The sequence below is a fragment of the Alistipes sp. AM16-43 genome (assembly GCF_003435745.1).
Classification (GTDB): Bacteria; Bacteroidota; Bacteroidia; order Bacteroidales; family Rikenellaceae; genus Alistipes; species Alistipes onderdonkii.
This window is the reverse complement of the sequence record NZ_QTUQ01000003.1, coordinates 498,122-522,473: the sequence shown is the minus strand read 5'-3', so window position 1 is coordinate 522,473 and position 24,352 is coordinate 498,122. Positions and strand designations below refer to the sequence as shown.

At 59.1% G+C, this 24,352-nt stretch carries 28 protein-coding genes; 13 read left to right on the top strand and 15 right to left on the bottom strand.

All coding sequences use genetic code 11. From position 1 onward, the window contains the following. Position 1: 1 nt before the first annotated feature. The 14 genes from rpsQ to rpsL all read right to left on the bottom strand — a co-directional run bounded on the left by rpsQ (position 2) and on the right by rpsL (position 8,212). On the bottom strand, positions 2-256 hold the full coding sequence (gene rpsQ / locus DW189_RS08090) for a 30S ribosomal protein S17 (protein ID WP_009597655.1): 255 nt from the start codon (positions 254-256) through the stop codon (positions 2-4). A 12-nt stretch (positions 257-268) separates the two neighbouring features. After that, on the bottom strand, positions 269-457 hold the full coding sequence (rpmC, locus tag DW189_RS08085) for a 50S ribosomal protein L29 (protein ID WP_009597619.1): 189 nt from the start codon (positions 455-457) through the stop codon (positions 269-271). 12 nt (positions 458-469) lie between these two features. Continuing rightward, a complete protein-coding gene (gene rplP / locus DW189_RS08080) occupies positions 470-898 on the bottom strand; it encodes a 50S ribosomal protein L16 (RefSeq protein WP_022332120.1) in 429 nt (142 codons plus the stop codon). A gap of 27 nt (positions 899-925) precedes the next feature. Continuing rightward, positions 926-1,711 carry a 30S ribosomal protein S3 gene (rpsC, locus tag DW189_RS08075; protein WP_117507448.1) on the bottom strand — a complete coding sequence of 262 codons (786 nt, stop codon included), beginning with the start codon at positions 1,709-1,711 and terminating at the stop codon, positions 926-928. Positions 1,712-1,715: 4 nt separating this feature from the next. Next, positions 1,716-2,126 (bottom strand): 50S ribosomal protein L22, encoded by a 411-nt coding sequence (gene rplV / locus DW189_RS08070; protein ID WP_018696465.1) that lies wholly within the window; start codon positions 2,124-2,126, stop codon positions 1,716-1,718. A 7-nt stretch (positions 2,127-2,133) separates the two neighbouring features. Beyond that, positions 2,134-2,403, bottom strand: a complete 270-nt coding sequence (gene rpsS / locus DW189_RS08065; protein ID WP_009597568.1) for a 30S ribosomal protein S19 — start codon at positions 2,401-2,403, stop codon at positions 2,134-2,136. Positions 2,404-2,420: 17 nt separating this feature from the next. Then, positions 2,421-3,245, bottom strand: a complete 825-nt coding sequence (rplB, locus tag DW189_RS08060) for a 50S ribosomal protein L2 (protein WP_018696466.1) — start codon at positions 3,243-3,245, stop codon at positions 2,421-2,423. A 5-nt stretch (positions 3,246-3,250) separates the two neighbouring features. Next, positions 3,251-3,541, bottom strand: coding sequence for a 50S ribosomal protein L23 (gene rplW, locus DW189_RS08055; RefSeq protein ID WP_018696467.1), 291 nt, complete (start codon positions 3,539-3,541; stop codon positions 3,251-3,253). A gap of 16 nt (positions 3,542-3,557) precedes the next feature. Next, positions 3,558-4,184 carry a 50S ribosomal protein L4 gene (gene rplD, locus DW189_RS08050; protein ID WP_117507446.1) on the bottom strand — a complete coding sequence of 209 codons (627 nt, stop codon included), beginning with the start codon at positions 4,182-4,184 and terminating at the stop codon, positions 3,558-3,560. Position 4,185: 1 nt separating this feature from the next. Then, positions 4,186-4,800 carry a 50S ribosomal protein L3 gene (gene rplC, locus DW189_RS08045; RefSeq protein WP_022332118.1) on the bottom strand — a complete coding sequence of 205 codons (615 nt, stop codon included), beginning with the start codon at positions 4,798-4,800 and terminating at the stop codon, positions 4,186-4,188. A gap of 71 nt (positions 4,801-4,871) precedes the next feature. Further along, positions 4,872-5,177, bottom strand: coding sequence for a 30S ribosomal protein S10 (rpsJ, locus tag DW189_RS08040; protein WP_018696470.1), 306 nt, complete (start codon positions 5,175-5,177; stop codon positions 4,872-4,874). Positions 5,178-5,185: 8 nt separating this feature from the next. After that, positions 5,186-7,300, bottom strand: a complete 2,115-nt coding sequence (fusA, locus tag DW189_RS08035; RefSeq protein WP_026318483.1) for an elongation factor G — start codon at positions 7,298-7,300, stop codon at positions 5,186-5,188. Positions 7,301-7,316: 16 nt separating this feature from the next. After that, positions 7,317-7,793 (bottom strand): 30S ribosomal protein S7, encoded by a 477-nt coding sequence (gene rpsG / locus DW189_RS08030; RefSeq protein WP_018696472.1) that lies wholly within the window; start codon positions 7,791-7,793, stop codon positions 7,317-7,319. 38 nt (positions 7,794-7,831) lie between these two features. Further along, complete coding sequence (gene rpsL / locus DW189_RS08025) at positions 7,832-8,212, bottom strand: 30S ribosomal protein S12 (protein ID WP_026318484.1); 381 nt, start codon at positions 8,210-8,212, stop codon at positions 7,832-7,834. A 586-nt stretch (positions 8,213-8,798) separates the two neighbouring features. On the opposite strand from rpsL, the gene leuS reads away from it, so the two are divergent. The 9 genes from leuS to DW189_RS07980 all read left to right on the top strand — a co-directional run bounded on the left by leuS (position 8,799) and on the right by DW189_RS07980 (position 18,324). After that, entirely contained in the window at positions 8,799-11,555 is a 2,757-nt protein-coding gene (gene leuS, locus DW189_RS08020; protein WP_117507437.1) for a leucine--tRNA ligase, read from the top strand. 113 nt (positions 11,556-11,668) lie between these two features. Then, positions 11,669-12,547, top strand: coding sequence for an alpha/beta hydrolase (locus DW189_RS08015; RefSeq protein WP_117507435.1), 879 nt, complete (start codon positions 11,669-11,671; stop codon positions 12,545-12,547). A gap of 277 nt (positions 12,548-12,824) precedes the next feature. Next, positions 12,825-13,910, top strand: a complete 1,086-nt coding sequence (gene prfA / locus DW189_RS08010) for a peptide chain release factor 1 (RefSeq protein WP_018696477.1) — start codon at positions 12,825-12,827, stop codon at positions 13,908-13,910. Between the two features lie 140 nt (positions 13,911-14,050). Beyond that, positions 14,051-14,365: an MGMT family protein gene (locus tag DW189_RS08005; RefSeq protein ID WP_055211723.1), complete on the top strand. Its 315-nt coding sequence runs from the start codon at positions 14,051-14,053 to the stop codon at positions 14,363-14,365. A 258-nt stretch (positions 14,366-14,623) separates the two neighbouring features. Beyond that, complete coding sequence (locus DW189_RS08000; protein ID WP_117507433.1) at positions 14,624-15,163, top strand: TonB-dependent receptor plug domain-containing protein; 540 nt, start codon at positions 14,624-14,626, stop codon at positions 15,161-15,163. Between the two features lie 3 nt (positions 15,164-15,166). Next, positions 15,167-16,414 carry an exodeoxyribonuclease VII large subunit gene (gene xseA / locus DW189_RS07995; protein ID WP_117507431.1) on the top strand — a complete coding sequence of 416 codons (1,248 nt, stop codon included), beginning with the start codon at positions 15,167-15,169 and terminating at the stop codon, positions 16,412-16,414. Between the two features lie 7 nt (positions 16,415-16,421). Further along, a complete protein-coding gene (locus DW189_RS07990; RefSeq protein WP_117507429.1) occupies positions 16,422-17,306 on the top strand; it encodes a beta-1,6-N-acetylglucosaminyltransferase in 885 nt (294 codons plus the stop codon). 50 nt (positions 17,307-17,356) lie between these two features. Then, a complete protein-coding gene (xseB, locus tag DW189_RS07985) occupies positions 17,357-17,548 on the top strand; it encodes an exodeoxyribonuclease VII small subunit (RefSeq protein WP_018696481.1) in 192 nt (63 codons plus the stop codon). 2 nt (positions 17,549-17,550) lie between these two features. Next, positions 17,551-18,324, top strand: a complete 774-nt coding sequence (locus tag DW189_RS07980; RefSeq protein WP_026318485.1) for a class I SAM-dependent methyltransferase — start codon at positions 17,551-17,553, stop codon at positions 18,322-18,324. Positions 18,325-18,459: 135 nt separating this feature from the next. Here DW189_RS07980 and trhA read toward each other — a convergent pair whose 3' ends face one another. Continuing rightward, positions 18,460-19,116: a PAQR family membrane homeostasis protein TrhA gene (gene trhA / locus DW189_RS07975; RefSeq protein ID WP_117507427.1), complete on the bottom strand. Its 657-nt coding sequence runs from the start codon at positions 19,114-19,116 to the stop codon at positions 18,460-18,462. A gap of 81 nt (positions 19,117-19,197) precedes the next feature. Here trhA and DW189_RS07970 point away from each other — a divergent pair, with 81 nt between their 5' ends. From DW189_RS07970 to argC, 4 genes are read left to right on the top strand one after another with little or no spacing between them, the layout of a single operon-like run. Then, positions 19,198-21,396: a RelA/SpoT family protein gene (locus DW189_RS07970; protein WP_117507425.1), complete on the top strand. Its 2,199-nt coding sequence runs from the start codon at positions 19,198-19,200 to the stop codon at positions 21,394-21,396. A 32-nt stretch (positions 21,397-21,428) separates the two neighbouring features. Further along, positions 21,429-22,049 carry a GNAT family N-acetyltransferase gene (locus DW189_RS07965; RefSeq protein ID WP_055211731.1) on the top strand — a complete coding sequence of 207 codons (621 nt, stop codon included), beginning with the start codon at positions 21,429-21,431 and terminating at the stop codon, positions 22,047-22,049. A gap of 18 nt (positions 22,050-22,067) precedes the next feature. Beyond that, positions 22,068-23,270, top strand: coding sequence for an argininosuccinate synthase (gene argG / locus DW189_RS07960; protein ID WP_055203766.1), 1,203 nt, complete (start codon positions 22,068-22,070; stop codon positions 23,268-23,270). Next, entirely contained in the window at positions 23,267-24,229 is a 963-nt protein-coding gene (gene argC, locus DW189_RS07955; RefSeq protein ID WP_117507423.1) for an N-acetyl-gamma-glutamyl-phosphate reductase, read from the top strand. The genes argG and argC overlap by 4 nt, the downstream gene beginning before the upstream one ends. Positions 24,230-24,352: the final 123 nt, after the last annotated feature.

Here is a 24,352-nt window from a genome sequence, read left to right as displayed (position 1 = left end):
ATTACTTAGCTCTTTCAATAATTTGTACTAATCTCCAACGCTTCGTTTTGCTCAGCGGGCGGGTCTCCATGATACGGACGGTGTCGCCTTCCTTGCAGGTCTCGTCGAGTGACTCGGCGACGAACTTCGTCGTCTTGTTGACGAACTTGCCGTAGATCGGATGCTTCACCTTACGTGCTACTGCAACCACAATGGTTTTCTCCATCTTGTTGCTGACAACCACCCCAATACGCTCTTTTCTAAGATTTCTTTCCATAGCTATTCCTTATTAGGCGTTTTTTTGACGCAGGATTGTCAGCATACGAGCTATATCTCTGCGGTTTTTCTTAATGATAGAAGGGTTCTCGACGGGGGACACCGCGTGCTGCACCTTCAGCTTTGCAAGCTGAGCCTTCTCGGTCTCGATGCGCTCCTGCAGGTCTTTGATCGAAATATCCTTGATTTCTGCACTTTTCATCTTGTCGTCTCGTTAGATTGTGGTTTCGACGTAGTCACGCCTTACGATAAACTTGGTGGTAATGGGCAGTTTCTGGGCACCCAGGCGGAGCGCTTCCTGCGCTACTTCCAGGGGCACACCCTCTGCCTCGAAGAGAATACGGCCGGGAGTAACGGGCGCCACGAACCCTTCGGGATTACCCTTACCCTTACCCATACGCACCTCGGCGGGCTTCTTCGTGATGGGTTTATCGGGGAAGATGCGGATCCAGAGCTGGCCTTCACGCTTCATGTAACGGGTGATGGCCTGACGCGCCGCCTCTATCTGACGACCTGTGATCCATGCGGATTCAAGTGCTTTGATTGCGAACGAACCGGTTGCAAGTTGGTTTCCTCTCTGAGCAATACCCTTCATGCGACCTTTCTGCATTCTCCTAAATTTGGTCTTTTTCGGCTGTAACATTGTTGTTTTGCTTTAAAAAGGTCCGACTTACTTATTATTGTTGTTGCGACGACGGTCACCGCCACGATCGCCGCGACGGTCACCGCGACGGTCGCCACGGCCACGACGGTCGCCGCGGTCGCCACGCTCACCGCGGTCGCCCGAGGGAGCCTGCGCCGATGCGCCTGCGATTTCGAACAGGTCGCGCTTGCCGTACACGATGCCCTGGCAGATCCAGACCTTCACACCCAGGATACCCACTTTGGTGAGCGCCTCGGTCAGGCAGAAATCCACGTCGGCACGGAACGTGTGCAGCGGAATACGACCCTCCTTTATGGTTTCGCTGCGGGCCATTTCGGCGCCGCCTACACGGCCGGAAACCTGGATCTTGATACCCTCGGCCCCCATGCGCATGGTCGACGCTACGGCCGTCTTCACGGCGCGGCGGAACGATACGCGGCCCTCCAGCTGGCGGGCGATGTTCTGGCCGACGATCACGGCATCCACCTCGGGGCGCTTCACCTCGAAGATGTTGATCTGAATCTCCTTGCCGGTTAGCTTCTTCAGCTCTTCCTTCAGTTTGTCGACCTCCTGGCCGCCCTTGCCGATGATAATGCCCGGACGAGCGGTGGAAATGGTCACCGTGACCAGCTTCAGCGTACGCTCGATGATGATCTTCGAGATGCTTGCCTTGGCCAGACGGACATTCAGGTATTTGCGGATCTTGGCGTCCTCGACCAGCTTCTCGGAGAAGTCCTTGCCGCCGAACCAGTTGGAATCCCAACCGCGGATGATACCAAGACGATTTGCTATCGGATTAACTTTCTGTCCCATCTGATTACTTGTTTTCTACGGTTACCATTTTGTCAACTACGATCGTCACGTGGTTCGAACGCTTGCGGATTCGGTGAGCGCGGCCCTGGGGCGCAGCCTGAATACGCTTCAGCATGCGGCCGCCGTCAACGAACACCTCTTTCACACACAGTTTCGTGTCTTCCAGGCGCTCGTTCTCGTTCTTGGCCTCCCAGTTGGCGATTGCCGACTTGAGAAGTTTCTCCATGCGGATCGACGCCTCCTTCTTCGAAAAACGAAGGATGCCCAATGCCTTGTTGATCTCCACGCCGCGGATGATGTCGGCCACCAGGCGCATCTTGCGGGGAGAGGTCGGGCAATCACGCAGAATAGCGATTGCCTTCTGCTTCTTTTCAGCCTTGATTTTCTCGGCTTTTATTGCTTTTCTTGCACCCATTTTCTACCTATTTTTTCTTGTTACCTGCGTGACCGCGGAAGTTACGGGTGGGGGCAAACTCACCGAGCTTGTGCCCTACCATGTTCTCTGTTACATACACCGGAATAAACTTGTTTCCGTTGTGGACAGCGATCGTCTGACCTACGAAATCAGGCGAGATCATACTTGCACGCGACCAAGTTTTGATGACCGACTTTTTGTTGCCTTCCGCCTGGGCGACTACTTTCGCTTCGAGCTTGGGGTCGATAAACGGTCCTTTTTTTAATGAACGGCTCATTATGTACTCTTATTTAATTATTTTTTCTTCTTGGAAATAATAAACTTCGAGGTCGTCTTCTTCGGGTTGCGAGTCTTGTAACCCTTAGCCAGCAGACCCTTGCGCGAACGGGGGTGACCACCGGATGCACGGCCTTCACCACCACCCATCGGGTGATCCACGGGGTTCATCACCACGCCGCGGTTGCGCGGACGGCGGCCGAGCCAACGCTCACGACCTGCCTTGCCGGAGCTTTCGAGGCTGTGGTCGACATTCGACACGACGCCTACCGTAGCACGGCAAGTTACGAGTACCATACGAGTCTCGCCCGAGGGCAGCTTGATGATGGCGAATTTGCCCTCACGAGCCAGCAACTGGGCGTAAGAACCGGCGGAACGAGCCATGGCGGCTCCCTGGCCGGGGTAGAGTTCGATATTGTGGATGACCGTACCCAGCGGAATCTCGCTCAGGAAGAGCGTGTTTCCGACCTCGGGAGCAACGCCTGCGCCGCTCATTACGGTCTGGCCCACCTGGAGGCCGTTCGGTGCGATGATGTAGCTTTTCTCACCGTCGGCGTATACCAGAAGTGCAATACGTGCAGTACGATTGGGGTCGTACTCGACAGATTTTACAGTTGCAGCAATGCCGTCCTTCGTGCGCTTGAAGTCGATGTTACGATACATCTGCTTGTGACCGCCGCCAATGTAGCGAACCGTCATCTTACCAGAGTTGTTACGTCCACCCGAGCTCTTCTTGGGGCTGAGCAACGATTTCTCAGGCTTGTTCGTCGTGATTTCCTCGAACGTACCGATAATCTTATGTCTCGTACCTGCGGTAACAGGTTTAAATTTTTTTACTGCCATCTCCGTTAGATATTACTGTAAAAATCTATCTTATCTCCGTCCTTCAAGGTGACGATAGCCTTCTTGAAGTTGTTAGCGCGACCCTCCAAGAGACCGGCCTTGGTGTAGCGGCTCTTGAGTTTGCCCATGTAGTTCACGGTGTTCACATCCGTCACGACGACGTTGTACATCTGTTCTACGGCATTGCGAATCTGCAGCTTGTTAGCCCTCACGTCAACGATAAAACCGTAGCGATTCAACTTTTCGCCCTGAATCGTCATTTTCTCGGTCAAAACCGGCTTAATAATAATTTCCATTGTGTGTCTTGCGTTTTTAAGCTAACATCGTATTCAATACATTCTCAGCGCCTTCCACCATCACGATCGCCGAAGCGTTCATCACGTCGTACGTGCAGACGTTCTGCGCCAGCACGGGCTGTACGTAGGGGAGGTTGCGGCACGAGAGCTGAAGGTTTGCATTGGACTCCGGGAGAACCAGCAGTACCTTTTTGTCGGCTACTTTCAGCGCATCGGCCAGGGCAACGACGGCCTTGGTCTTGGGGGCCTCCATCGAGATGGGCTCCACTACGCTGATGACGCCGGCCTGTGCCTTGTAGGTCAGTGCGCTGCGGCGGGCCAACTGCTTGAGCTTCTTGTTGAGCTTGAAGCTGTAATCGCGGGGCTGGGGGCCGAAGATGCGTCCGCCGCCCGGGAAGAGGGGGGACTTGATGCTGCCGGCACGTGCACCGCCGGTGCCTTTCTGGCGCTTGAGCTTACGCGTCGAACCGGCAACCTCGTTGCGCTGCTTCGACTTGTGCGTACCCTGGCGCTGGTCAGCGAGATACTGCTTCACGTCCAGGTAGATAGCGTGGTCATTAGCCTCCACGCCGAAAACGGCATCCGAAAGGACTACCTTACGCCCCGTTTCCTTTCCTTGTGTGTTTAAAACAGCTAATTCCATACTACTTCTCAATTGTTAAATAAGCACCTTTTGCACCCGGGATCGAACCTTTCACGAGGATAAGGTTGCTTTCGGGAATAACTTTCAAAACACGCAGGTTCAAAACCTTGACCTGCTCGCCACCCATCTGGCCAGGCAAACGCTTGCCCTTGAAGACACGCGAGGGATAGGACGACGCACCCAGCGAACCGGGTTTGCGCTGACGGTTGTGCTGGCCGTGGGTCTGGCCGCCCACGCCGCCGAAACCGTGGCGTTTCACAACGCCCTGGAAGCCTTTACCTTTCGATATCCCGGTCACGTCGACCCAGTCCTCCTCCGAGAAGAGGTCTACGGTGAGCGTGTCGCCGAGATTCACTTCGGGCATACCCTTGAATTCAGCCATCTTGCGCTTGGGGGTAGTGCCGGCTTTCTTGAAGTGACCTAACAAACTGCTGCTGGTGTGCTTTTCACTTTTCTCGTCATAGGCAATCTGTACCGCTTCGTAGGTATCCTTCTCCACGGTCTTGATTTGCGTAACAACGCACGGCCCAGCCTCAATGACAGTGCATGGTATATTCTTACCCTCGGCACTGTAAACGGAAGTCATTCCGATTTTCTTTCCAATAAGTCCTGACATTTGTTGTCGATTGTTTGTTATAAATAAAGTGATCTTTCGTGCTATACTAATTACGTACAAGCCTTCCGTTATCACACTTTGATTTCGACCTCCACACCCGAAGGGAGTTCCAGCTTCATCAGTGCGTCGATCGTCTTGGGCGTCGACGAATAGATGTCGAGGATACGCTTGAAGGTGCAGAGCTGGAACTGCTCGCGGGCTTTCTTGTTGACGAAAGTCGAGCGGTTCACCGTGAAAATCTGCTTGCGCGTGGGAAGGGGCACCGGGCCGCTTACAACGGCGCCCGTGCTCTTCACGGTCTTCACAATCTTCTCGGCCGACTTGTCCACGAGATTGTGATCGAATGACTTTAACTTGATTCTAATCTTCTGGTTCATATGTTTGCTTATTCTATATCCTTACGTTTACCACTCGCTTTCTCGATGATCTCCTTAGCCAGGTTGGCAGGAACCTCCTCGAAGTGCGAGAACTCCATAGACGAGGTTGCACGGCCCGACGAGATCGTACGCAGCACGGTCACATAGCCGAACATCTCCGACAGGGGAACCTTGGCTTTCACCACGCGGGCGGTGCCTTTCGACTCCATGCCGGTGATCTGGCCGCGGCGCTTGTTCAGGTCGCCGATAATGTCGCCCATGTTCTCCTCGGGGGTCACGACCTCCACGGACATGATGGGCTCCATAATCACCGAGCCGGCCTTGGGGGCAGCGTTGCGATAACCGTTGCGGGCAGCGATTTCGAACGACAGCTGGTCGGAGTCCACGGGGTGGAACGAACCGTCGAGCAGCGTAATCTTCATCGAGTCCATCTTGTAACCGGCCAGCGCACCGTTGGTCATCGCCGAAGCAAAGCCCTTCTGCACCGCAGGGATGAACTCCTTGGGAATATTACCGCCCTTGACCTGGTCAACGAACGTAAGGCCCATCGCACCGTCGTCGGCAGGACCGATCTCGAAGATGATGTCGGCGAACTTACCACGGCCACCGGTCTGCTTCTTGAACACCTCGCGGTGCTGAACCGTCTTGGTAAGCGACTCCTTGTAGTTGACCTGGGGGGCACCCTGGTTGATTTCGACACCGAACTCACGGCGCAGACGGTCGACGATGATGTCGAGGTGCAGCTCACCCATACCGCTGATGACGGTCTGGCCCGAATCCTCGTCGGTGTGAACCGTAAAGGTGGGGTCTTCCTCAGCCAGTTTCGACAGGGCGATGCCGAGCTTGTCCAGATCCTTCTGGGTCTTGGGCTCGACGGCCAGGCCGATCACCGGTTCGGGGAAGGTCATCTGCTCCAGGACGATCGGTGCGTTCTCGGCGCAGAGCGTGTCGCCCGTATGGATCTCCTTGAAACCTACGGCAGCGCAGATGTCGCCGGCCGATACGGTCTCCATGGGGTTCTGCTTGTTGGCGTGCATCTGGTAAATACGGCTGATACGCTCGCGTTTGCCGCTGCGGGAGTTGAGCACGTACGAACCTGCATCGAGCTTACCCGAATAGATACGCACGAAGCACAGGCGGCCTACGAAGGGGTCGGTGGCGATCTTGAATGCGAGACCGCAGAACGGATCGTTCTCCGATGCATGGCGCACCTCTTCCTGCTCGGTCTTGGGGTTGATACCCGTCACGGCGGGCACATCCAGCGGCGAGGGCAGGAACGCAATGACATAGTCGAGCAGTTTCTGTACGCCTTTGTTGTGGAACGACGAACCGCAGAGCATCGGAACGACCTGCATCGAGATCGTAGCCTTGCGGATGGCTGCGAGCAGTTCCTCGGGGGTGATCGAATCGGGATCCTCGAAGAACTTCTCCATCAGCGCCTCGTCGGTCGAAGCGACCTCCTCGATGAGTTTCGCACGCCATTCGGCAGCCTCCTCGGCCATCGAGGCGGGAATCTCCTTCAGTTCGAAGTTATCGCGGACGGACTTGTCGTCGTAGTAATAGATCGCATTATTATATATAAGGTCTACCAATCCTTCGAACTTGTCCTCGGCACCGATCGGCAGGACGACCGGAAGGGCCGTAGCACCGAAGTGCTCCTTGATCTGTGCGCAGACTGCCAGGAAATCGGCGCCCGTACGGTCCATCTTGTTGACGTAGCCGATACGGGGGACATTGTACTTGTCCGCCTGGCGCCATACGGTCTCCGACTGGGGCTCTACGCCGCCTACGGCGCAGAACGTCGCAACGGCGCCGTCCAGCACGCGGAGCGAACGCTCCACCTCGACCGTAAAGTCAACGTGTCCCGGAGTGTCGATCAGGTTGATCTGGTACTGTTTGTCCTTATAGTTCCAGAATGCGGTGGTAGCGGCCGAGGTAATGGTGATACCGCGCTCCTGCTCCTGAACCATCCAGTCCATCGTAGCGCCGCCTTCGTGTACCTCACCGATCTTGTGGGTTTTACCCGTGTAAAAAAGGATACGCTCCGACGTGGTGGTCTTACCGGCATCGATGTGTGCCATGATACCGATATTGCGAGTGTAATGTAAATCTCTGGTTGCCATCTGTTCGGTCTCCTTATTAGAATCTAAAGTGTGCGAATGCCTTGTTGGCCTCGGCCATGCGGTGCATCTCCTCCTTGCGTTTGAAGGCGGCACCCTGCTGGTTGAAGGCATCCATTATCTCTGCTGAGAGCCTATCTGCCATCGTCTTTCCGGCGCGCTTGCGAGAATAGAGGACAAGGTTTTTCATGGAAATAGAAATCTTGCGCTCCGGACGAACCTCCATAGGAACCTGGAACGTCGCACCTCCGATACGCTTCGATTTCACTTCGACTTGGGGTGTGATGTTCTCCAGGGCCTGTTTCCAGATTTCCAGGGGAGATTTATCAGCATCCTTCATCTTCTTGCCCACCAGTTCCAACGCATCGTAGAAAATGGTGTAGGCAATACTCTTCTTACCGTCCAACATAAGGTTGTTGACGAAACGGGTCACAGCCACGTCGCCGAACTTGGGATCCGGAAGTAGAATTCGCTTTTTTGGCTTAGCTTTTCTCATTGTTTATTCGAAAATTGTCTAATTAATGTTTCTCGTGATTATTTACCTGCCTTGGGGCGTTTCGCACCGTATTTCGAACGGCGCTGGCGACGACCGTCGACACCTGCCGAGTCGAGCGCACCGCGCACGAGGTGGTAACGTACACCGGGGAGGTCTTTCACACGACCGCCGCGGACGAGCACGATGGAGTGCTCCTGCAAGTTGTGGCCTTCACCGGGGATGTAGGCGTTGACCTCCTTGCCGTTGGTCAATCTTACACGCGCAACCTTACGCATAGCCGAGTTAGGCTTCTTCGGGGTCGTAGTGTACACACGGGTACATACGCCTCGGCGCTGGGGACACGCTGCGAGTGCCGGGGACTTGCTCTTGTCCTCCATGCTCACTCGACCGTTTCTCACTAACTGTTGAATAGTTGGCATTTCTTAAACTGTCCTTTAATTGTTAAAAAATCTATCTCCATTGTCCAAAATGGACTGCAAAGGTACGCAATTTTTCGGAAATACAATATATATGCACATCTTTTTTCGCCTTTTTACAGCATTTTAGCCGACTTGCAATTCTTTTTATTTATAAAATCATCAAAATAATAAGTATTAGTTATGCAAAATTCAACAATCGGTTTGTCATCAGCACGATAGCGGCTTCGAATACGACAGGGGAATGAGGTACGGGCTCGACCCCGGAAGGCGAACCGGGCCGAAACCTGCGGGCTTCGACCCCCATACCGCAGGCTGCAAGACACCGGGCGGGAAAGCCGTGGCGACGCTCCGGGAAAACGACACAGAACTCGACATACACAGCCACAACCACAGCCACGGCAAAGCCTATTCGATATGCGTCGTACCGCGCTACGACTGGCCGGCAGCACCGCCGAAACAGCGACGGGACACGGCCAAAACGGCTGCGTCCCGTTTTTTATGCCGCGACGCCGCCAAAAAAGACGACAAAACAAGAAACTTTTGCTATTTTTGCAGGAAAATCCGAAACAAACCGTTACGAAGAGCTATGGAGTACAATTTCAAGGAGATCGAGCCCAAGTGGCAGCGCCGCTGGCAGGAAAATAAAACCTACAAGGTCGAGACCGACCCGTCGCGGCCCAAATTCTACGTGCTCGACATGTTCCCCTACCCGTCGGGCGCCGGCCTGCACGTAGGCCATCCGCTGGGCTATATCGCCTCGGACATCTACTCGCGCTACAAACGCCAGAAAGGCTTCAACGTCCTGCACCCGATGGGATACGACGCCTTCGGCCTGCCCGCCGAGCAGTACGCCATACAGACCGGCCAGCACCCCGCCGTGACGACCGAGCGGAACATCGCCCGCTACCGCGAGCAGCTCGACAAGATCGGGTTCTCGTTCGACTGGGATCGCGAGGTGCGCACTTGCGACCCCGCCTATTACAAATGGACGCAGTGGGCGTTCCTCAAGATGTTCGGCTCCTATTACTGCTATGACAAGCAGCAGGCGCGCCCGATCGAAGAGCTGACCGCGGCCTTCGAACAGGGCGGCACCCAGGGACTGAACGTGGCCTGCTCGCAGGAACTGCATTTCACGGCCGAAGAATGGCGCGCCATGCCGGAGGAGGAGAAGGAGCGGACGCTCCACAACTACCGCCTCGCGTTCCGTGCCGACACGATGGTCAACTGGTGCCCGAAGCTGGGAACCGTGCTCGCCAACGACGAAGTGCACGACGGGCTTTCGGTGCGCGGCGGCCATCCGGTCGAACAGAAACGGATGAAACAGTGGCTCCTGCGCGTGACGGCCTACGCCCAGCGCATGCTCGACGGGCTGGACAGGCTCGCCTGGAGCGACTCCCTGAAGGAGATCCAGCGCAACTGGATCGGCCGTTCGGAGGGAGCCCAGGTCTTCTTCGACATAAAGGATTCGGCGCGCAAACTCGAAATATTCACCACCCGCCCCGACACGATCTTCGGCGTGACGTTCATGGTCATCGCCCCCGAACACGAGTGGGTGGGCGAACTGACCACGCCCGACAACAAGGCGGCCGTCGAGGAGTACATCTGCCAGGCCAAGAAACGCTCCGAGCGTGAGCGCATCGCCGAGACCAAACGCGTAAGCGGCGTGGCGACAGGATCTTACGCCATCAATCCCTTCACCGGCAAGGCCATCCCGATCTACATCTCGGACTACGTGCTGGCCGGCTACGGGACGGGGGCCATCATGGCCGTCCCGGCGCACGACTCGCGCGACTACGCCTTCGCCCGCCATTTCGGACTGGAGATCGTCCCGGTAGTCGAAGGCGGCGACATTTCACAGGAGTCGTACGACGCCAAATCGGGCAAAGTAATCAACTCAGATTTCCTCGACGGCAAGGATGTAAAGGAGGCGATCGGGATCATGTTCGACCAAATCGAGCGGCGCGGATTGGGCCGCAAACGCATCAACTACCGCCTGCGCGACGCCATCTTCTCGCGCCAGCGCTACTGGGGCGAGCCGTTCCCGATCTATTACCGGGGCGACGTGGCCTGCCCGCTCGCCGAGGACAAACTGCCGCTCGAGCTGCCGCCCATCGCCGACTTCGGCCCCACCGAACAGGGCGAGCCGCCGCTGGCGCGCGCCACGAATTGGGCGACGCCGGAGGGCTATCCCTACGAGCTGTCGACCATGCCCGGATTCGCTGGGTCGTCGGCCTACTACCTGCGTTACATGGATCCGCACAACGACGAGGCGCTCGTCGGCCGTGAAGCCGACGAATACTGGCGCAACGTCGACCTCTACGTGGGCGGCATCGAGCACGCCACGGGACACCTCATGTACTCGCGGTTCTGGAACATGTTCCTCTACGACCTGGGCGTCGTCTGCGAAGAGGAGCCGTTCCGCAAACTCGTCAACCAGGGCATGATCCAGGGGCGCTCGAATTTCGTCTACCGCATCGTCGGCACCAACAAATTCGTGTCGCTCGGCCTGAAAGACCAGTACCAGACCCAGGCGCTCTATGTCGACGTGAACATCGTCCGCAACGACATCCTCGACCTGGACGCCTTCCGCGCCTGGATGCCCGAATACAAGGACGCCGAATTCATCCTCGAGGACGGCAGGTACGTCTGCGGCTGGGCCATCGAAAAGATGTCCAAGTCGTTCTACAACGTCGTGAACCCCGACTACATCGTCGACAACTACGGCGCCGACACGCTGCGCATGTACGAAATGTTCCTCGGCCCGCTCGAACAGTCCAAACCCTGGGACACGAACGGCATCGACGGTGTCTACAAGTTCCTGCGCCGTTTCTGGCGCCTGTTCTACGACCACGACGGCAAGCTGGTGCTCACCGACGAAAAGGCGACCGAAAAGGAGCTTCGCACGCTGCACAAAACGATCAAGAAGGTCAGCGAGGACATCGAGAACTTCTCGTTCAACACCTCCGTCGCCGCCTTCATGATCTGCCTCAACGAATTGGGCGAATGCAACAAGCGCGAGGTGCTCGAGCCGCTGACCGTCCTGCTGGCACCCTTCGCTCCGCATATCGCCGAGGAACTGTGGGAAGCGCTGGGACACACGACCTCGGTCTGCACGGCAAGCTACCCCGCCTACGATGAGAAACACCTCGCGCAGAGCGCCTTCGAATACCCGGTTTCGGTCAACGGCAAACTCCGTTTCAAGAAAGAATACGCCACGTCGATGACGCCCGCCCAGATCCAGGCCGACGTCGTGACGCAGCCCGAGGCGCAGAAATGGCTCGAAGGCAAGGCCCCGAAGAAAGTCATCGTCGTCCCGGGCAAGATCATCAACATCGTGATCTGACGCACCCCGGCGCAAGGCGCCACCGACGCCCCCGACACGGCGGATGCGGTCGAATCCGCGCCCGCATTCCCGGACAACCCGCCCCGCCCTGCGGGGACAAAAACGATAAGACCATGAGACGACCACACACACTGCTCGCCGCTCTCCTGCTCGCCGCAGGCACGGCGGCCGCACAGGACTACGGACAAGCTGCGACGCTGAAAATCTGGGACAACACGACGGCGCCCCACAGCAACGGCATCGCCACGCCCGAACGGGAACCCGAGCCGAACCGGATTGCCGACGTTTCGCAGGCCGTGCTCTACATCTTCCCGGCCGACCCCGCAAAAGCGACGGGGCAGGCCGTCGTGATCTGCCCGGGCGGGGGCTACGTGAAACTGTGCATCGACTACGAAGGTTACGACATGGCCAAGTGGTTCGCCGCCAACGGCATCACGGCCGCCGTACTCAAATACCGGATGCCCAACGGCCACCCCGAGGTGCCGCTGGAGGACGTCGAACAGGCGCTGCGCATCATGATGGGGCTCGAAGCGGGCGCCACCGGGTTCACGGCCGGCAAGGTCGGCATCGTGGGCAGCTCGGCAGGCGGGCACCTCGCGGCCTCGGCCTCGACGCTGGCCGAGACCAAGCCCGCCTTCTCGATCCTTTTCTACCCGGTCATCACGGCCGAAAAGGGCAAAGGGCACCAGGGGTCGTTCAACGCCCTGCTGGGCGACGGGCGCAATGCGGAGAGCGACACGTGGTATTCGCTCCAGAACCGCGTGACGGCACATACCCCGCCGACGCTGCTGCTGCTTTCGGACGACGACCGTACGGTGCCGCCCGTCAACAGCACCCTCTATTACAACGCCCTCAAGGAGCACGGCGTGAAAGCCTCGATGCACATCTACCCCACCGGCGGGCACGGCTGGAGCATCCGCGACCACTTCGAATACAAGGAGCATTGGCAACAGGCAACGCTGGACTGGCTGAAAAAGCTGAACGAAGCATAGAATCCTGCTTCCGTGCTTCTGCGGCAGCACGGCCTACCCGGCAGCGTGGATGTCGGGATACGGCCGGTTACAAGCCGCAAAAGCGGAGGGAGGGAACTCGCGGAAGCCGTAGTGCAGGCAGCCGTCCGGGAATTCGGCCAACAGGTTCGTTCCCGCCGGGAGTCGGATTGGCCTGCGGGGCAATAATCTCCCCACGGAGAAGCGTAACCCCGTTTTTTCAGACCGCGCATTGCCGTTTGACGATTATTGCGTATCTTTGCCGGCAAAATAAGGATTTATGGCAGACAACAGCATTTTGAGCCGTCTCGACGGCCTGAAACTCAAATACGAGGAGACGGGGCAGAAACTCACCGACCCCGAAGTCATCGCCGACGTCAAACAGTTCGTGCAGCTCAACAAGGAGTACAAGGAGCTGGAGCCGATCATCGAAACCTCGGAACGTTACCGCACGGCGCTGGCCAACCTGGCCGAAGCCAAGGACATCCTCTCCAACGACAAGGACGAGGAGATGCGCGAAATGGCTCGCGGCGAGATCACCGAACTGGAGCCGGCCATCGAGCAGATGGAAGAGCAGATCAAACTGCTGCTGATCCCCAAAGACCCGCAGGACTCGAAGAACGCCATCATGGAGATCCGCGGCGGCACGGGCGGCGACGAGGCGGCCATCTTCGCCGGCGACCTGCTGCGCATGTATACCAAATACATCGAGTCGAAGGGCTGGCGCTACGAAATGACATCGTTCTCGGACGGTGCCGCGGGAGGCTACAAGGAGGTCGTCCTCAAAGTCACGGGGCAGAACGTCTACGGCACGCTCAAATACGAATCGGGCGTACACCGCGTACAGCGCGTGCCACAGACCGAGACGCAGGGCCGCGTCCACACGTCGGCCGCCTCGGTGGCCGTACTGCCCGAAGCCGAGGAATTCGACGTCGAGATCTCGATGAACGACATCCGCAAGGATATCTTCTGTGCCTCGGGGCCGGGCGGACAGTCGGTCAACACGACCTATTCGGCCATCCGCCTGACGCACATCCCCACGGGCATCGTCGTACAGTGCCAGGATCAGAAATCACAGCTCAAGAACTTCGACAAGGCCTTCGAAGAGTTGCGTACGCGCGTGTTCAACCTCGAATACTCGAAATACCTCGACGAGATCGCCTCGAAGCGCAAGACGATGGTCTCGACGGGCGACCGCTCGGCCAAGATCCGCACCTACAACTATCCGCAGGGACGTATCACCGACCACCGCATCAACTATACGATCTACAACCTCTCGGCCTTCATGGACGGCGACATACAGGACGTGATCGACCACCTGATCGTGGCGGAGAACGCCGAGCGCCTGAAGGAAAGCGAGTTGTAAAAACCGTCCCCATGGGAGCCCCCATCCCCGCATGCGTACTGCCTCCGTCCGGGTCGGCTGCACCGGGGCAACCCCTGCCTTCCATGGCCAACGGGCTTGGACAGGGGGATCCGCCGCAAACCGCTATCGACCGAAAAACATTGCAAACCGACAAACTGACAGGCCGGGCATTCGACGACGAGGTATACGCCGTCGTGGCGCAAATCCCCGCCGGGAAGATCGTTTCCTACAAGCAGATCGCCCGGCTGATCGGCATGCCCGGCCACGCCCGCCGCGTAGGCCGCGCCATGGTCTCCGCCCCGGCAGGGCTCCCCTGCCACCGCGTGGTCAACAGCGCCGGGCGCACCGCCCCCGGCTGGCCGCAGCAACGGGAATTGCTCGAAAAGGAAGGCGTTCGCTTCAAGGCCAACGGCTGCGCCGACGTCGTCCGCTTCATGTGGGAGGAAATCCTGTAACCCGCATCGCACCTGCCCCACGACCGGAACCCGCATCGGGAGCTGCGACGGGAAGAGCACCGGGAACCCCGCCGGGAAGGTCATTCGCCCCTCCCGCCGGACACGATCGCCCGGCTGGCCGCGGCAACATATCGCCGGAAAAAAATTTGGCATTCCGCACCAAAACCGTTATCTTCGCATCATCCCGCATACGCTCCGGACATACTGCGGCGGGCAATATTCCCCGCCGGGAATGCGTTTACCGGGAAAAAGCACCGCATGAAAAGATACATCCTGCTCCTATCCGCACTCTTCGCCGCGACACTCTCCGCCGTGGCGCAGCGTCCCCTGTATATCGTCAACGGCGTCGAAACCGAAGAGATCGAATCGATCCCGCCCGACGACATCGAAAATATCGAATCCCTGCCGGCCGACGAGGAAACCATCGCCCGCTACGGGGAGAAAGCCGCCAACGGGGTAATACTCATCTCGCTCCGCTACGACAAACCCGCAGTCTTCGAGGCCGGCACGACCTTCGACGAGTACATCGCCGGGCAGGTCAAATGGGACGACGACGAACCGGCAGCCCGCATCATACTGCGCTACACCGTAACTCCCGAAGGCAAGGCCGTCCTGGCGCAGGAGCTCGAATCGACGGACAACCGCCTCAAGCGGCGCGTGCTGAAGGCACTCTCCGAAGCCCCGCACTGGCACCCGGCGCAGAAAAACGGCGTCGCCGTCGCAAGCGAAGGGGTGCTGCACATCCAGCTCCCCAAGGGCAAGCGGATGCCCCGTCCCGTAGAACTGGTTTGGCGCTGACCCATGCTGCCGCACGTCCATATCACCCTGTCGGAATTACAACGGCTCGTGAAGGAGACCCTCCACGAGCGTTTTGCCTTGCCCGTCTGGGTGAGCGCCGAGATCTCCGAGGTCAAAGTCAACTATTCGGGGCACTGCTACCTGGAACTCGTCGAGAAAGGGGGCGATAACGGCGTGCCGCTGGCACAGTCGCGCGCCGTGATCTGGCGCACGGCCTACTCCCGCATCGCGGGCTATTTCGAGGCCGAAACCGGGCAGCGGCTCGCCGCAGGGATCAAGATCCTGGCCAAAGTCGCCGTCAACTACCACGAACTCTACGGATTCTCGCTCCAGATCACCGACATCGACCCTGCCTACACGCTGGGCGACATGCAGCGGCAGCGGCAGCAGACCATCGACTGTCTGCGCAAGGAGGGCGTGTGGGACATGAACCGCGAGGTCGGGATGCCCGCCGTCGTACAGCGCATAGCCATCGTTTCGAGCGCCAATGCCGCCGGCTACCAGGATTTCTGCAAGGAGATCGGCAAAAGCCCCTACCGGTTCCGTCTCACGCTCTTCGATGCGTTCATGCAGGGTGCGGCGGCCGAGGAATCGATCGTCGCGGCGCTGTGCGCCGTGGCCGACCGCATGGAGGAGTTCGACGCCGTGGTCATCATCCGCGGCGGCGGTTCGGCCAGCGACCTCAACTGCTTCAATGCCTACCGGCTCTGCACCCACGTGGCGCAGTTCCCGCTGCCGGTGCTGACGGGTATCGGCCATGACAAGGACACGAGCGTGGCGGACATGGTGGCGCATACGGCGCTCAAAACCCCGACGGCGGTGGCCGGGTGGCTGGTGGAGCGGATGGACACGATCGACGCATGGCTCGACAACGCCGCCCTGCAACTGCGCGACAACGTACTGGTCTCCTCGCGGACACAGGAACTGCGGCTTCAGGAGCTGTCCAGCCACCTGCTCTTCCATGCCAAGGGGCTGCTCAGACAACGGGGAATGGCCCTGGAGCAGATGCGCGAAACCCTCGCGGCCAGTGCCGGGAATTTCCTCGCACGCCAGACGTCCCGGCTCGGCAATGCGGCCGAACTGGTCGCCGGACGCTCCCCGGAGCGTATCCTGCGGCTGGGCTTCGCCATCGTCCGCACGGACGGCAAAGCCGTTTTCTCCGCCGCACAAGTCGGAAAAGGCGACACACTCGACATCGAGGTCGCCGACGGCCGCATCGAGGGCACCGTTCAATACACCGAAACGAAATGACCCCGCCATGAAAGAGGACACCCCTTTCCGGATCGCGTTCTGCGTGCTGTGCCACAAGTACACGCCCGTGCTGGCGGAACTCGTGCACCAGCTCGATGCACCCGGCAACGGGCTGTTCATCCATGTGGACGGCAAGGCGGACATCGGAGCCTTTGCCGCACTCGGCAAGACCGGGCGCGTTTGTTTCGTCGAACCGCGTACGAAAGTCTACTGGGGCGGATTCGGCATGGTAGAAAGTACACTCCGGCTTTTCTCGGCGACACGCGACGGGGGTTTCCGTTACGTCGTCCTGATTTCGGGCGACACCCTGCCGTTATACCCTGCCGAAACGATACATACGGTACTCCGGGAAGCCTATGCCCGGGGACGGCAGTTCATTTCGGCCAATCCGTCCATCACCCCCGAAGAGGCCGACCGAGTACGCCGGAGAAGGTTCTGCCCCGACAAATCGACCTTCGCCCGCCGCTTGCTGCGGATCGCCATGAAATGTACCATGCGTGCGGACAACCCTTTTTTCGACCGGCTCCCGCCGCTGAAGAAAGGCAGCCAGTGGATTGCGATTACGGATCGTATGCGCGATTTCATCTTCGATTACCTCGCTGCACACCCGGAGTTTATCCCTGCATTTCGGTACAGCCATGCAGCCGATGAACTATTTTTTCATACGCTGCTCGGCGACTCCCCGTTTGCCGGGTACAACGCGAATTATTCGCTTGTCCATGCCGACTGGTCGCACCCCGGGGCACACCCGAAAACATTGTCCACAAGCGACTTGTCTCAACTGTCCGTGCTCAAGTCGAGGGGGGGGGAATTCCCCGCTTTTCGCCCGCAAGTTCGACGACGGGCTGGACATCGCCCGCTACCGCGAAATCCTGTTCGGGCAGGGAACTAAGGCTGCACGGTAAGGACACAATGAGAAACAGTTGTTAAACCACGAGAGATATGGCAAAGAAAAAAGAACCGGCCTACGCCGAGGCGATCGCCGAGATCGAGAAAATCCTCGCCCGCTTCCGCAGCGAAGAGATGGATGTGGACAGCCTCGCCGCCGAGGTTAAACGCGCCACGGAGCTGATCGCAAGCTGCAAGGCGCGCCTGCACAAGGCCGAAGAGGAGGTATCGAAGATTCTGGAATGACGATGAAGAAACTGATCAAATGGACGCTTAACCACGTGCCGCGGCCGCTCCTGCAACGCATCGCGGGCTGGGCCGTGCCGATGGCGGGCCTGTTTTACAGGGGACGCGGCGCCGAGTGCCCCGTATGCGGAGCCAAATACCGGAAATTCCTGCCCTACGGCTACGTACATACACGCGCCAATGCGCTCTGTCCCAAATGCCTGTCGCTGGAACGCCACCGGCTGCTGTGGCTCTACCTCACGCGCGAGACTGACCTGCTCAAATGCTATCCCCGCACGCTCCACATCGCGCCCGAGGTCTGCATCATGCGCCACCTGAAACCCCATTTTGCGGGGCATCCGGGACAATACGTCACGGCCGACCTCGAAAGCCCGCTGGCCGACCTGCATTTCGACGTACAGCAAATCCCGCTGGCCGATGATTCGGTCGACGTCATCCTCTGCAACCACCTGCTCGAACACGTCGCCGACGACCGCAAGGCGCTCGGCGAACTCTACCGCATCCTCAAACCCGGCGGCTGGGGCATCCTGCTCTCGCCCGTGGAGGCGGATTACGAACAGACCTTCGAGGATGACACGATCACCGACCCCGATGAGCGCACGCGCATCTTCGGGCAATACGACCACCGCCGCATCTACGGCGCGGACTACACAGACCGGCTGCGCGCCGCGGGCTTCGAAGCCGCAGATATCGACTACGCCGCGAGTTTCACCGACGCAGAGCGGAAACTGTACGCCCTGCCCGCGGATCACATCTACGCCGTCTATAAGCACTGACCCGGCAACCGGACACGGTGCCCGCAGCCGCGCCCGGCAGCCTGGGACGCCCGGGGTGTCTGAAGTGTCCGAGGTGTCCGGAATATTTTCCGGGGTTCCCTGCTTAGGCCGAAACGCACGGCAATGCGGGCCCCGTCAGTAGAGGAAAAACACGATCCCGATGAAATGCGCCACGACCGCAAGGTTGATCAGCAGGTGCCATACCATGTGGTGGTAGCGAAACCCCTGCCGGGCATAGAACCAGGCGCCGAGCGTGTAGAGTACGCCGCCCGCGGCGATCAGCACCAGCAACGCCGTCGAGGCCTGCCGCACGAAAAGCGGCAGGAACAAGACGATCGTCCATCCCATCACCAGGTAAATCGTCAGGCTGATGGCCGGGATCGAGTTGCGCGACAGCGACTTGTAAAAGATGCCGAACAGCACCATCGCCCACTGCAGGATGGTGATGAATATCCCCTGCCAGCCGCCGATGACCGATAAGGCGATCGGGGTGTAACTGCCGGCGATCGCCACATAGATGAAGATATGGTCGAGGATATGGAAAACGGCCTTGTGCTTCGAGGCCGGGTTCATCGAATGGTAGAGCGTCGAGGCAAGGAACATCAGGAAGATCGAGATCACGAAAATGCTCACCGAAACCGATGCCGTAACCGGGTTGGGGTCATGCACGTAGGCCCACACGGCGGCAAACGGGAGCGCCACGAGGGCCACGAGCGACATCACCCCGTGCGTAACCGTATTGGCGATCTCCTCGCCCACGGTCGGAACATAAACATCCTTTTTATTTGCCATAACGCTGTGTATTGGTCTGACGTGTCAAATTTATGAAATTTTTTCATATCTTTGCCAGCAAGGTTAAGCGGTTAGGTAAAAATGGACTTTTCACGGTACGAAAATCTCCGCACGCTCGTGCGCGCGAACTTCTCGGAGCAGACCCGGGCCCTCGTCGACGAGGCGCTCGTCTACGCCGACGGGAAGCTCACGGGCCTGTGCCGCTATGACGGCACGCCGCTGCTCGACCATGCCGTAGCCGTGGCTATGGTCGTGATCTCGGAAGTGGGCCTCGGCCGCAACTCCACGGTCTCGGCCATCCTGCACGACGTGGTGCGCCTGGCCCACAAGCGGCTCCCCGCCGAAGAGTTCCTCGCCCTGACCGCCGACATCCGCGACCGCTTCGGCGAACAGGTCGTGGGCATCACGATGGGCCTCGCGAACATCTCGGAACTGCGGCTCAAGGTCGCCAAGGAACAGGCCGACAATTTCCGCGACCTGCTGGTTTCCTATTCGGAAGACCCGCGCGTGATTCTCATCAAGCTGGCCGACCGGCTCGAAGTGATGCGCTCGCTCGAAATGTTCCCGCGTGAAAAATGGCGCAAGAAGAGCTGGGAGTCGATGAACCTCTACGCCCAGATCGCTCATAAACTGGGCCTTTACAGCCTCAAGAGCGAACTGGAGGACATCGCGCTGAAATACCTCGAACCCAAGGACTACGAACATATCGTCACCAAGCTCGAAGAGAGCGCCGAGGAGCGCAGGGCCTTCATCGCGCGGTTCCTGGTGCCCATCGAGGAGAGGCTCGGCAAGCTGGGCATCAAATACCACATCAAGAGCCGCACCAAGTCGATTTTCTCGATCTGGACGAAGATGCACAAGCAGAACGTCCCGTTCGAAGGGGTCTACGACATCTTCGCCATCCGCATCATCATCGACTGCGACAAGGAGCAGGAGAAACAGCAGTGCTGGACGGCCTATTCCATCGTCACGGATTTCTACACGCCCAACCCCAACCGCATGCGCGACTGGATCTCGATCCCGAAATCCAACGGGTACGAATCGCTGCACACCACCGTGTCGGCCGGCGGCCGGTGGGTCGAGGTGCAGATCCGCACCGAACGCATGGACGCCGTGGCCGAACGCGGCATCGCGGCGCACTGGCGCTACAAGGGGGTCAACCAGGGAGCCCAGACCAGCGAAATGTGGCTGGGACGCCTGCGCGAACTGTTAGAGGACACCACGCATTCGCTGGCGCAGCGCTTCGACGCCAAGCCGGCCTCGGGCGAGATCTTCGTCTTCACGCCCAACGGCGACCTGCGGAAACTGCCCGAAGGGGCTTCGCTCCTGGACTTCGCGTTCGACATCCACACCTCGCTGGGTTCCACGTGCGTGGGGGGCAAGGTCAACAACCGGGCGGTCTCGATCCGCGAACAGCTCCACAACGGCGACATCGTCGAAATCCTGACCCAGAAGAACCAGACGCCCAAATCCGACTGGCTCAACTTCGTGGTCACGTCGAAGGCCCGCAACAAGATCAAGTCCTACCTGCGCGAAGAACAGGCCAAACATACGCGCATGGGGCGCGAAGAGCTCGAACGCAAGCTCAAGAACTGGAAATTCACGCTGACCATCGACGAGGCGGTGGCCTACCTGGTCAAATACTTCAAAGTCCGCACCGGCACGGAAGTCTACGCACTGATCGCCACGCAGAAAGTCGACCTGGGCACGATCAAGGAGATCCTCGCCCGCCATATCTCGGGCGAAGCCGACGAACAGCGCCGTGCCGCCGCGGCCGAAGCCGAGCGCAACAAGGTGCACAACGTCAGGGAGAGCACCGCGCCGCAGGACGCGCTGGTGATCGACGACGACATCTCGAAGATCCAGTACAAACTGGCCAAATGCTGTAACCCGATCAAGGGCGACGACGTATTCGGGTTCGTGACGATCAACTCGGGCATCACGATCCACCGCAACGACTGCCCCAATGCCAAGCGCATGCGCGAGAACTACCCCTACCGGGTTATCGAAGCGCGCTGGCGTTCGACGGCCGAGGGTGCCTTCCGCGTCTCGATCCGCATCGTGGCGGCCGACACGACGGGCATGGCCAACCACATCACCGAGGTCATCAGCCGCGACCTGAAACTCAACATCCGCTCGATCAACTTCTCATCGCTCGCCAACGGGTGCATCGGGGGCACGGTGAGCGTCGAGGTGCCCGGCGCGGGCGTCGTGGACACGCTCATTCACTCCATCATGCGGATCAAGGGCGTGCAGCGTGCCTTCCGTATCAACAACTGATTCACACCACAATTTTACCCACATAAAAGTAAATGAATAACAACTCTATCAGCGTCGTATTTGCCGACCCGTCACACGCGCATTACGCCCAGCGTATCTGCGATCTGATCTACGAGTCGGCGTTGCAGCGTGGCACGGGCATCGCCAAGCGTTCGCCCGAATACATCGCCGCAAAAATGACCGGTGGCAAGGCCGTCGTGGCGCTGGACGGTGAGAAACTTATCGGTTTCAGCTACATCGAGTGTTGGGGACACGGCGATTTCGTCGCGACCTCGGGGCTTATCGTCGACCCGGAGTACCGCCATATGGGACTCGCGGAGCAGATCAAGCGACGAACATTCGAGCTGGCCCGACGACGATTCCCGTACGCCAAGTTATTCAGTATTACGACGTCGCTGCCCGTGATGAAACTCAATTCGCGCATGGGCTACACGCCGGTGACCTTCTCCGAACTCACCGAGGACGAGGAGTTCTGGCGGGGTTGCCAGGGCTGCTGCAACTACGACATCCTGCAACGCAACAACCGGCGCATGTGCCTCTGCACGGGTATGCTCTACGACCCTGCCAAGGAACCCCCGCAGGTACAGTCGCGCATGGCGCCCTACATCATGTTCTTCAAAAACAAGTTCAAAAAATTGTTCCACCTGAAATAAACAAAACGATATAAGAAAATGGGAAAGCAAAAAGTAGTTCTGGCATTCAGCGGAGGTCTCGACACCTCGTTCTGCGTGAAATACCTCTCCGAGGATAAAGGGTACGATGTCTATACCGCCATCGCCAACACGGGCGGCTTCTCGAAGGAGGAGCTTGCGAACATCGAAAAACGCGCCCTGGCGCTGGGCGCCGTGAAGCACGCCACGCTCGACATCGAGCAGGAATACTACGAAAAGAGCATCAAATACATGATCTACGGCGACATCCTGCGCAACGGCACCTACCCCATTTCGGTCAGCTCGGAGCGTATTTTCCAGGCCATCGCCATCATCGAATACGCCAAGTCGGTCGGCGCCGACTGCGTGGCCCACGGCTCGACGGGCGCCGGCAACGACCAGGTGCGCTTCGACCTGACGTTCCAGGTGCTTGCTCCCGAAATCGAGATCATCACCCCGACGCGCGACATGACCCTGACGCGCGAATACGAGATCAACTACCTCCGCGAGCACGGCTTCGAGGCCGACTTCAAGAAGATGGAATACTCGATCAACAAGGGGCTCTGGGGCACGTCGATCGGCGGCAAGGAGACGCTCCGCTCGGAGCAGACGCTGCCCGAGGAGGCCTACCCGAGCCAGGTTACGGCCCACGCCGAGGAGCGTCTGAAGATCACCTTCCACGAGGGTGAGATCGCCGCCGTGAACGGCAAGCCCTACGCCGACAAGGTCGAGGCCATCCGCGCCGTCGAGGCCATCGGTTCGAAATTCGGCATCGGCCGCGACATGCACATCGGCGACACGATCATCGGCATCAAGGGCCGCGTAGGCTTCGAGGCCGCCGCCCCGATGCTCATCATCGCCGCACACAGGATGCTTGAGAAACACACCCAGACCAAATGGCAGATCTACTGGAAAGAGCAGGTCGCCAACTGGTACGGCATGTTCCTGCACGAGGCGCAATACCTCGAACCGGTGATGCGCGACATCGAAGCGATGCTCGCCTCCTCGCAGCGCAACGTCACGGGTACGGTCGAGCTGATCCTGCGTCCGTACAGCTACACGCTCGTGGGCGTCGATTCGACCTTCGACCTGATGAAGACCGACTTCGGCGAATACGGCGAGGTCAACAAGGCCTGGACGGCCGACGACGTGAAGGGCTTCACGAAGATCCTCGGCAACCAGATCAAGATTTACCACAACGTCCAGAAACGCAACAAGAAATGATCCGGGCCGGCATCATCGGAGGCGCCGGGTACACCGCCGGCGAACTGATCCGCCTGCTGCTCGCCCACCCGCAGGCCCGAATCGTCTTCGTCCACAGCACGAGCAACGCGGGCAACCGCCTCGCCGACGTACACGGGGGACTGGAGGGCGACACCGAAATGCGTTTCAGCGACGCTTACGACCTGGGAGCCATCGACGTGCTGTTCCTCTGTTCGGCACACGGCGAGAGCCGCAAATGGATGGAGGCGAACACGGTGCCCGCAGGCGTGAAGATCATCGACCTGGCGCAGGATTTCCGCGACGAGAGCGGCGGGTTCGTCTACGGGCTCCCCGAGCTGAACCGCGACCGTATCCGCACGGCACAGCGCGTCGCCAACCCGGGCTGCTTCGCCACGGCGATCCAGCTGGCACTGCTCCCGCTCGCAGCGGCGGGACTATTGACGGACGAGGTGCATGTGACGGCCGTGACCGGCTCGACGGGCGCGGGGGTGAAGCCCTCGGCCACAACCCATTTCAGCTGGCGTTCGGACAACATCTCGGTCTACAAAGCCTTCACGCACCAGCACCTCGTGGAAATCGGACGCAACCTGCGGCAGCTGGAGCCCTCGTTCGACCAGGCGGTGAACTTCGTGCCGATGCGCGGCGATTTCACGCGGGGCATCCTGGCAAGCGTCTACACCGCCTGTCCGCTCGACGAAGAGGCCGCACGCAAGCTCTACGCCGACTATTACGCCGCGGCAGCCTTCACGCACGCCACGACGCGCAGCATCGACCTAAAACAGGTCGTCAACACCAACAAGGCGCTCGTGGGCGTATCGAAATACGACGACAAGCTGCACATCGTCTCGGTGATCGACAACCTGCTCAAAGGCGCTTCGGGACAGGCCGTGCAGAACATGAACCTGATGTTCGGGCTCGACGAAACCACTGGGTTGCGACTGAAGGCAAGCGCCTTTTAAAAAGCGCCTTGCATCCAAAGCCGCCTTTTTGCGGCAAAAAACGACAGGCAATTCCGCGTTGCCGTTCGAGGAGGGAACCCGGCGGGATAAAGGCCGAGCGTCAAAAAAAGCGGGGGGGGGCGG

Coding starts and splice junctions, on each gene's coding strand:
- rpsL (WP_026318484.1), bottom strand. CDS start 8,212: ATGCCAACTATTCAACAGTTAGTGAGAAACGGTCGAGTGAGCATGGAG.
- rplW (WP_018696467.1), bottom strand. CDS start 3,541: ATGGAAATTATTATTAAGCCGGTTTTGACCGAGAAAATGACGATTCAG.
- DW189_RS08015 (WP_117507435.1), top strand. CDS start 11,669: ATGAGACGACCACACACACTGCTCGCCGCTCTCCTGCTCGCCGCAGGC.
- xseB (WP_018696481.1), top strand. CDS start 17,357: ATGGCAAAGAAAAAAGAACCGGCCTACGCCGAGGCGATCGCCGAGATC.
- rplB (WP_018696466.1), bottom strand. CDS start 3,245: ATGGCAGTAAAAAAATTTAAACCTGTTACCGCAGGTACGAGACATAAG.
- rplC (WP_022332118.1), bottom strand. CDS start 4,800: ATGTCAGGACTTATTGGAAAGAAAATCGGAATGACTTCCGTTTACAGT.
- rpsQ (WP_009597655.1), bottom strand. CDS start 256: ATGGAAAGAAATCTTAGAAAAGAGCGTATTGGGGTGGTTGTCAGCAAC.
- rpsJ (WP_018696470.1), bottom strand. CDS start 5,177: ATGAACCAGAAGATTAGAATCAAGTTAAAGTCATTCGATCACAATCTC.
- prfA (WP_018696477.1), top strand. CDS start 12,825: ATGGCAGACAACAGCATTTTGAGCCGTCTCGACGGCCTGAAACTCAAA.
- argC (WP_117507423.1), top strand. CDS start 23,267: ATGATCCGGGCCGGCATCATCGGAGGCGCCGGGTACACCGCCGGCGAA.
- fusA (WP_026318483.1), bottom strand. CDS start 7,300: ATGGCAACCAGAGATTTACATTACACTCGCAATATCGGTATCATGGCA.
- rpmC (WP_009597619.1), bottom strand. CDS start 457: ATGAAAAGTGCAGAAATCAAGGATATTTCGATCAAAGACCTGCAGGAG.
- trhA (WP_117507427.1), bottom strand. CDS start 19,116: ATGGCAAATAAAAAGGATGTTTATGTTCCGACCGTGGGCGAGGAGATC.
- rpsS (WP_009597568.1), bottom strand. CDS start 2,403: ATGAGCCGTTCATTAAAAAAAGGACCGTTTATCGACCCCAAGCTCGAA.
- DW189_RS07990 (WP_117507429.1), top strand. CDS start 16,422: ATGAAAGAGGACACCCCTTTCCGGATCGCGTTCTGCGTGCTGTGCCAC.
- rpsG (WP_018696472.1), bottom strand. CDS start 7,793: ATGAGAAAAGCTAAGCCAAAAAAGCGAATTCTACTTCCGGATCCCAAG.
- leuS (WP_117507437.1), top strand. CDS start 8,799: ATGGAGTACAATTTCAAGGAGATCGAGCCCAAGTGGCAGCGCCGCTGG.
- rplD (WP_117507446.1), bottom strand. CDS start 4,184: ATGGAATTAGCTGTTTTAAACACACAAGGAAAGGAAACGGGGCGTAAG.
- DW189_RS07980 (WP_026318485.1), top strand. CDS start 17,551: ATGAAGAAACTGATCAAATGGACGCTTAACCACGTGCCGCGGCCGCTC.
- DW189_RS07965 (WP_055211731.1), top strand. CDS start 21,429: ATGAATAACAACTCTATCAGCGTCGTATTTGCCGACCCGTCACACGCG.
- xseA (WP_117507431.1), top strand. CDS start 15,167: ATGCTGCCGCACGTCCATATCACCCTGTCGGAATTACAACGGCTCGTG.
- rpsC (WP_117507448.1), bottom strand. CDS start 1,711: ATGGGACAGAAAGTTAATCCGATAGCAAATCGTCTTGGTATCATCCGC.
- DW189_RS08000 (WP_117507433.1), top strand. CDS start 14,624: ATGAAAAGATACATCCTGCTCCTATCCGCACTCTTCGCCGCGACACTC.
- rplP (WP_022332120.1), bottom strand. CDS start 898: ATGTTACAGCCGAAAAAGACCAAATTTAGGAGAATGCAGAAAGGTCGC.
- DW189_RS07970 (WP_117507425.1), top strand. CDS start 19,198: ATGGACTTTTCACGGTACGAAAATCTCCGCACGCTCGTGCGCGCGAAC.
- argG (WP_055203766.1), top strand. CDS start 22,068: ATGGGAAAGCAAAAAGTAGTTCTGGCATTCAGCGGAGGTCTCGACACC.
- rplV (WP_018696465.1), bottom strand. CDS start 2,126: ATGGGTGCAAGAAAAGCAATAAAAGCCGAGAAAATCAAGGCTGAAAAG.